The organism is Bradyrhizobium sp. in8p8 (genome assembly GCF_000426845.1).
Lineage (GTDB): Bacteria > Pseudomonadota > Alphaproteobacteria > Rhizobiales > Xanthobacteraceae > Bradyrhizobium > Bradyrhizobium japonicum_C.
The window spans coordinates 1-6,031 of sequence record NZ_AUGD01000042.1; the positions used below are offsets into that span (position 1 = coordinate 1).

Genomic DNA, 6,031 nt, shown 5'->3' on the forward strand with positions numbered 1-6,031 from the left:
CGGCTCAAAGCTGATCGTCGGGCCGGACCAATTCCATGTGGCTGACGCCGAGGGCCTGAGCCAATTCATAAAGCGTGATCACGGTCGGGTTCCTCCGGCCGCGTTCAAGGCTGCTGAGATACTGTTGACTGAAACCGGAGCGCGCTTCGACCTCTTCCTGGGTCAGGCCTTTCTCCCGACGCAGGCGGGCGAAGTTCCGGCCGACCAATTTGCGCATATCCATGCGCAGGAGGATCGTGATTTACATACTTTGAGTTTATCAACTATAGTATGTAAATGAGCCAGCGGAGCGCGCGGGAAGCCTCGCTATCCGATTGGCCCGAATAGAGAAGTCGTAGTTCTGGCAAGCGTGTGTCCGTCGGTGGGAGGTGATCATGCATGATCACCGCCCGACAATCGCGGGCCGCACGCGCGTTGCTGGGGTGGACACAGGAGACGCTCGCTGACAAGGCCCGGACATCGCTAACCGCGCTCAAGCGCCTTGAGTCCGAAAGTGGATTAGAGGTGTACGAGTCGACGCGCGATCAGGTGCGAAGGGCGCTTGAAACAGCCGGTATCGTCCTGCTTTCCACCGACAAGGGCGAAGGAGTGCTGCTGCTCCATGAGCGGGACGACCGGCCGACGAGGCGTTAGCAGCGCCGTGATCGCGTGGCGCACACCATCCATCGCACGTTGTCACAGTAATGCCGGGCACGAGTGTTAACGAATGCTTTCCGCGCGAATATAGTCGCCTGATGGAATCCGCGATGCCGCCGTTTCTCGATGCGCCTCCGATCAGCCAGACCCTCACGGCCTATGACCGCGAGCATATGGTTCTCTATCTGCGCCTGCTCGATTCCTCGCGCGACGGAGCTGATTGGCGCGAAGCCGTCCAGATTCTCTTTGGCCTCGATACGGCACGTGAGCCGCAGCGGTGCCGCCAGGTCCATGACACGCATCTCGCCCGCGCGCAGTGGATGACCGAGCACGGCTATCGAGACTTGGTCCGCTCCGCACAGTGATCGCCGCGATGCCGTTTCGGCACCACCCTTTGCCGGCCCTCTGACTTCCACTGAACAACCCAGCCGGGAATCCTGACTCTCCCACAAATTCAAAGACTAGGGAGGATCGCGATGACACCAGATGCTTCCGGCTGGCGTTCATCGGAACGCTATGCGCACGTCGCCGACATGACCGCGTCCGACGTCGCGTGGGAATGGCTGCGCCGCAACGAAACCTACGACAGGGATTTTCAAGCGCTCGGCGACAGCGAAAGTGATCTGCGCACGCTGACCGACGGGATCGGGCAGCGGTGGGGGTTGCGATTTCCCCGTAGACCCGATGCAGGCACCTCCCGAAGCGCAGGTGATCTGGCTTCCCCAGGAAGACACAAGCGCCATCGTTCTTGGCCCACCTCCGGATATTCCGTCCGCAAGCGCTGATCCCCAACCGACGATCGACGCCGCCGTAAGCGTCGATGTCGGCAGCGAGACCCGTCTGGTTCTCGATCTCGGAAACGGTCAGCGCGTAGCGCTTGTTCATCCGTCCGAGACACGACCCGCCAAATCTCTTGGCGCCTTCATCCCGCTCGGCCTGGAAGGCTTCGACCGGCTCCAATCGGTCGCCCGCTTGCTCTCCGCCCTCCATGGCCGCGCCATACCGCCCGACACCCGACTGACACGGCAGCAACGTGCTCGGCTGTGCCGGATGCTGCAGGCCTTCGACGGTCATCGCGCGGGCGCGACCCAGCAAGAAATTGCGCAGGTCATATTTCGGATCGGCGCTCTCGGTCGCGACGACTGGCAGGCATCTTCCGCCCGCCACGCCACCAAAGCCCTGCTTCGAGATGCCCGCGCGATGATGGTGGGTGGGTATCGCACGTTGCTTCGTCATCGGCGGCAACTTTAGCCGATCTCCATCCGACTCTTGGTGGGCGAATTTAGGCCCCCCTGAATTCGCCCTGCATCTCGCCGGCCCTGCTTCGCCAACGTGGCCTTCGTTACCCGCCGCTTCCCGGCGGCCCCAACGAACCCACGGAGGCCCTCCCATGCGACCTGATCTCGCCGTTCTCCCGCCGCGCTACCTGCGCACCAAGGAAGCCGCCGAATTCCTCAGCCTATCGGCCCGCACCCTCGAAAAGCATCGGACTTACGGAACGGGTCCGGCCTATCGCAAGCTCGGCGGTCGCGTCGTTTATGCGGTCGACGATCTTGAGGCCTGGGCCGAGCGCGGCGCCGTCACCTCCACCTCCGATCCGCGCGGCAGCGTGCTTCCGGCCAAGCGCCATACGCCTGCGCCGCCGGCACATGCCGGACGATACGCGCGCTGATCGCCCCCGGATTCCCGAATGGCGGCGCGACACCAGTCCCTCTCGGAGCGCGGGCAGCTCGATCTGTTCCGTGCGCTCCCCGGCGAGTTCGCAGCACGAGACGCACAGGATCTCATGGCCTATCCGTTTTTCTCCCTCTCCAAATCGCACCGCGTCGCGCCGATCGACTTCGCCGCCGGCAATGTGTCGATCCGCGTCGAGGCCGTGCCCGATCACGGCATGGCGACCATTTGGGACGCCGACATCCTGATCTGGGCGGCGAGCCAGATCGTCGAGGCGCGTGACGCCGGCCTGCGCACGTCGCGCCTGATGGTCGCCACGCCCTATGAAATTCTCAAATTCATCGGCCGCGGCACGTCCTTACGCGACTATCAGCGCTTGAAGGCCGCGCTCGATCGTCTGCAATCCACGACGGTCTGCACCTCGATCCGCCAATCCGCCGAGGGCCGGCGTCATCGCTTCTCGTGGATCAACGAGTGGAAGGAGCGCACCAACCGCAACGGCAAGCCGGACGGGATCGAGATGATCGTCCCGGACTGGTTTTATCAGGCCGTTCTCGACGATGCGCTCGTGCTGACGATCGACCGGGCCTATTTCGATCTCACAGGCGGGCTCGATCGCTGGCTCTATCGCCTGGTGCGCAAGCACGGCGGGCGCCAGCGCAATGGCTGGCGATTCGACTTTCGCCACCTCCACCAGAAATCCGGCGCGTTGTCACCGTACAAACGCTTCGCCTTCGAGCTGCGCGACATCATCCGTCGCCAGCCGCTTCCCGGCTACACGCTGTTCCTCGAGATCGAGGCCGGCGGCCGAACGTTGCTCGCTTTCGAGCGGACGCCGCCCTGTGGAAAAGCTGTGAAAGGCTTCGTGCCATCGGGAACCCGAAAGCGCGTGCCATCAGGAACCGGCCCCTCGTGCCAACGGGAACCGAAACACGGCCTAACCCACGACAGCAGAACCGAAAATCGCCTCGCTAACTTAGAATCTAACAGAGAATCTAACTTTGAAGAGCGCGCGCGAGAGGTGGAAAACCTCGTCCGGCAGGCCGCGAACGCGCTAAGCGCCGCTGGCAAGCGGCGCACCAGCAGCGCCGCTCTTACCAACGCTGGCGCGGCGAGAAACGGGACCTCCGGCCCTCCGCAGCTTCCCTTCGGTCCACGCCCGGGAGGCCGCCGATGATCGTGGCCTTCCTCAACCAGAAGGGCGGCGTCGGCAAGACGACGCTGGCGCTGCACCTAGCCGGCGAATGGGCCGGTAGGGGAAAGCGGGTCACGCTCGTCGATGCGGACCCCCAGGGTTCGGCGCTCGACTGGTCGCAGCAACGCGCCCGCGAGCACGCGCCGCGCCTGTTCGGCGTCGTCGGCCTGGCGCGCGACACGCTCCACCGTGAGGCGCCCGAGCTGGCGCGCGATGTCGATCATGTGGTGATCGACGGGCCGCCGCGCGTCGCCGGGCTGATGCGATCCGCGCTGCTCGCCGCCGACCTCGTGCTGATCCCCGTGCAGCCGTCGCCGCTCGATGGTTGGGCCTCGGCCGAGATGCTGGCGCTCCTGTCGGAGGCGCGCATCTATCGGCCGGAGCTTCGCGCTCGCTTCGTCCTCAATCGCTGCGGCGCGCGCACCGTGATCGCCCGCGAGACGGCCGAGACGCTCGCCGACCACGATCCGCCAGTGCTGCGCACGGCGATCGGACAGCGCGTCATCTACGCCGACGCCGCGCAATCGGGCCGGCTCGCTTTCGAGATCGACGACGACGGACCCGCCGCGCGCGAGATCGCGGCGCTCGTCACCGAGCTCGAAAGGATCTCACCATGAGCGAGCGATCCGAACGGCGCGGCTTTGCGGCACGTCCGACCAATCAAGAGGCCTGGATCAAGGCCGCAGATGCCACCGCGCCGCGCGCGCCGGACGATGAAGCCTTCACCGCCCGCATGACGATCGACGTCACGCCCGCCTTACGTGGACGGATCAAGATCGCTGCCTTCCGGCGCGGCGTTACCGTTGCCGACATGCTGCGCGAGATGCTCGCGCGCGAATTCCCACACATCGAAGGAGACCCCTCATGACCGGCGCCGCGGCCCCCCGCGCGCGCGGCGGCCCGACGCCGACCGCACGCCACCAAGACAATCTCACCCATGTCGAACTGACCTGGGTTGAGAAGAAGATCGAGAACTGGATCCGCTTCGGCACGCACGCCCACGAACAGATTCTCGATCGCCGTCGGCGTGTCCTGTCTTTTCGCCCCGGCGCGGTCTTCGCCTTCGTGCGCTGGGCCTCGAATGACTTCGGAACGATCATCTCGCGCATCGACGTCGTGCGCTCGGTTGCGCGCGGCGAGACGTACCAGACGCTGCCTTTCGTTCGTCCTGGCGGCGAAATCCTGCTGAAGGTCGAGAGCTGGCCCAGGGTCGAGCGCGTGCTGCAGGCGATCGACGCCATCGAGCGCATCGGCATCGATCCCGAAGCGGTTTCGCCCGATCATTGGCGTCACGTCCACAACCGGCTCGCTGCTGGACACGAGCCGCGCACCTACACGCTCGACCATCATCGCGCATTCCTGCTGCGCCGAAAGGCCGAGTCGTGAGCCGCGCCGGACTTCTCCTGGCGACGACGCTCGCCGCGCTCAGCGTCGGCTATCCCGGCCTCACGCCGATGCCCATCAAGCTGATCTGGAACGCATCGGCGAGCGCGCCCATCGGGTTCTATTCGATCGACTTCGACGGGCCGCTCGACGTTACCGATCTCGTTGCGGTCGATGCGCCCGAGCCGCTCGCGACATTCCTCGCCGAGCGCGGCTACCTGCCCAAGGGCGTGCCGCTGATGAAGCGCATCCTCGCCGTCTCCGGGCAGACCGTTTGCCGTTCGAACCTCACTATCACCGTCGATGGTGTGGAGGTCGGTGCGGCACTGGAGCGCGATCGCGCAGGCCGCGATCTTCCCGTCTGGCAAGGCTGCCGCCGGGTCCAGACTGGCGAAGTCTTCCTCATGAACTGGCAGGTCCGCGACAGCCTCGACGGCCGCTACTTCGGCCTGATCTCGACCGACCAGATCATCGGCCGTGCCGTCCCACTGTGGACCGATGAAGACGGCACCGGCCGCTTCGAATGGCGTGCGCCGACACGCTGACCGCCTTCCCATTCGGCGGGAGCGGTGCTCGCCGATGGCTGTCCCAATCCCCACCGCGAAGGAGACTGACATGCCCCAGATTGGCGAATTCACGCGCGACGAGACCGGCTTCGTCGGGCATCTGACGACGCTGGTTTTGAACCAGGACGTCATAATCATCGCAGCCGAACCGACCGAGGTTGAGAACGCACCGCAGTATCGCGTGCATGTCTTCGACGGCATGAACAATGAGCCGGGCGCGGAGATCGGCGCCGGATGGAAACGCTCCGGAGAGAAGGCCGGCGAATACGTCGCGCTGCTGATCGACGATCCGACATTCCCGCACCCGATCCGCGCCAACATGTTCCGCGACGACGATGGCGGCTCGGCCTGGTCGCTGCATTGGTCGCGTCCGCGCGATCGCGGCGAGAAGGACTGAGCGATGCTTGGCTCTCGTCAACCGAGGAGCCGTTCGATTGCGTCCGGGCCGCGCTGCGCTGCCCGGCGCATGGCTCTCCTCCTCCTTTCCGGCCTTAGCCTCGCGAGCATCATGCCGGCGATCACGATGGCGCAGGACTTGGGCGCCGATCGACCGTCGCCACGCGATCCCTATGGCGAT

Annotated in this window: 12 protein-coding genes; 11 read left to right on the forward strand and 1 reads right to left on the reverse strand. The window is 65.2% G+C overall.

The window, feature by feature from the left end; genetic code table 11:
• Window positions 1–4 precede the first annotated feature (4 nt).
• A complete protein-coding gene (locus tag K408_RS0136515) occupies window positions 5–223 on the reverse strand; it encodes a helix-turn-helix domain-containing protein (RefSeq protein WP_024343470.1) in 219 nt (72 codons plus the stop codon).
• Window positions 224–378: 155 nt separating this feature from the next.
• Here K408_RS0136515 and K408_RS0136520 point away from each other — a divergent pair, with 155 nt between their 5' ends.
• The 11 genes from K408_RS0136520 to K408_RS0136565 all read left to right on the forward strand — a co-directional run bounded on the left by K408_RS0136520 (window position 379) and on the right by K408_RS0136565 (window position 5,851).
• On the forward strand, window positions 379–633 hold the full coding sequence (locus tag K408_RS0136520) for a helix-turn-helix domain-containing protein (RefSeq protein WP_006022611.1): 255 nt from the start codon (window positions 379–381) through the stop codon (window positions 631–633).
• A gap of 101 nt (window positions 634–734) precedes the next feature.
• Entirely contained in the window at window positions 735–1,001 is a 267-nt protein-coding gene (locus K408_RS0136525; protein ID WP_024343455.1) for a DNA -binding domain-containing protein, read from the forward strand.
• A 111-nt stretch (window positions 1,002–1,112) separates the two neighbouring features.
• Window positions 1,113–1,421, forward strand: a complete 309-nt coding sequence (locus K408_RS43845; RefSeq protein WP_006022609.1) for a transcriptional regulator domain-containing protein — start codon at window positions 1,113–1,115, stop codon at window positions 1,419–1,421.
• Window positions 1,321–1,887, forward strand: a complete 567-nt coding sequence (locus tag K408_RS0136530) for a DUF2285 domain-containing protein (protein WP_024343456.1) — start codon at window positions 1,321–1,323, stop codon at window positions 1,885–1,887. The genes K408_RS43845 and K408_RS0136530 overlap by 101 nt, the downstream gene beginning before the upstream one ends.
• Before the next feature lie 139 nt (window positions 1,888–2,026).
• Window positions 2,027–2,308, forward strand: coding sequence for a helix-turn-helix transcriptional regulator (locus K408_RS0136535; protein WP_006022608.1), 282 nt, complete (start codon window positions 2,027–2,029; stop codon window positions 2,306–2,308).
• An 18-nt stretch (window positions 2,309–2,326) separates the two neighbouring features.
• A complete protein-coding gene (locus tag K408_RS0136540) occupies window positions 2,327–3,487 on the forward strand; it encodes a replication initiator protein A (RefSeq protein ID WP_006022607.1) in 1,161 nt (386 codons plus the stop codon).
• Window positions 3,484–4,122 (forward strand): ParA family partition ATPase, encoded by a 639-nt coding sequence (parA, locus tag K408_RS0136545; RefSeq protein ID WP_006022606.1) that lies wholly within the window; start codon window positions 3,484–3,486, stop codon window positions 4,120–4,122. Before K408_RS0136540 ends, parA begins: the two co-directional genes overlap by 4 nt.
• Window positions 4,119–4,373, forward strand: coding sequence for a hypothetical protein (locus K408_RS0136550; protein ID WP_006022605.1), 255 nt, complete (start codon window positions 4,119–4,121; stop codon window positions 4,371–4,373). The genes parA and K408_RS0136550 overlap by 4 nt, the downstream gene beginning before the upstream one ends.
• Window positions 4,370–4,891, forward strand: a complete 522-nt coding sequence (locus tag K408_RS0136555; protein ID WP_006022604.1) for a DUF2840 domain-containing protein — start codon at window positions 4,370–4,372, stop codon at window positions 4,889–4,891. The genes K408_RS0136550 and K408_RS0136555 overlap by 4 nt, the downstream gene beginning before the upstream one ends.
• On the forward strand, window positions 4,888–5,433 hold the full coding sequence (locus tag K408_RS0136560) for a S26 family signal peptidase (protein WP_006022603.1): 546 nt from the start codon (window positions 4,888–4,890) through the stop codon (window positions 5,431–5,433). The genes K408_RS0136555 and K408_RS0136560 overlap by 4 nt, the downstream gene beginning before the upstream one ends.
• A 70-nt stretch (window positions 5,434–5,503) precedes the next feature.
• Complete coding sequence (locus K408_RS0136565; protein WP_006022602.1) at window positions 5,504–5,851, forward strand: DUF736 domain-containing protein; 348 nt, start codon at window positions 5,504–5,506, stop codon at window positions 5,849–5,851.
• The last annotated feature ends 180 nt before the right edge of the window (window positions 5,852–6,031 follow it).

Coding starts and splice junctions, on each gene's coding strand:
- K408_RS43845 (WP_006022609.1), top strand. CDS start 1,113: ATGACACCAGATGCTTCCGGCTGGCGTTCATCGGAACGCTATGCGCAC.
- K408_RS0136520 (WP_006022611.1), top strand. CDS start 379: ATGATCACCGCCCGACAATCGCGGGCCGCACGCGCGTTGCTGGGGTGG.
- K408_RS0136550 (WP_006022605.1), top strand. CDS start 4,119: ATGAGCGAGCGATCCGAACGGCGCGGCTTTGCGGCACGTCCGACCAAT.
- K408_RS0136515 (WP_024343470.1), bottom strand. CDS start 223: ATGGATATGCGCAAATTGGTCGGCCGGAACTTCGCCCGCCTGCGTCGG.
- K408_RS0136555 (WP_006022604.1), top strand. CDS start 4,370: ATGACCGGCGCCGCGGCCCCCCGCGCGCGCGGCGGCCCGACGCCGACC.
- K408_RS0136565 (WP_006022602.1), top strand. CDS start 5,504: ATGCCCCAGATTGGCGAATTCACGCGCGACGAGACCGGCTTCGTCGGG.
- K408_RS0136525 (WP_024343455.1), top strand. CDS start 735: ATGGAATCCGCGATGCCGCCGTTTCTCGATGCGCCTCCGATCAGCCAG.
- parA (WP_006022606.1), top strand. CDS start 3,484: ATGATCGTGGCCTTCCTCAACCAGAAGGGCGGCGTCGGCAAGACGACG.
- K408_RS0136530 (WP_024343456.1), top strand. CDS start 1,321: ATGCAGGCACCTCCCGAAGCGCAGGTGATCTGGCTTCCCCAGGAAGAC.
- K408_RS0136535 (WP_006022608.1), top strand. CDS start 2,027: ATGCGACCTGATCTCGCCGTTCTCCCGCCGCGCTACCTGCGCACCAAG.
- K408_RS0136540 (WP_006022607.1), top strand. CDS start 2,327: ATGGCGGCGCGACACCAGTCCCTCTCGGAGCGCGGGCAGCTCGATCTG.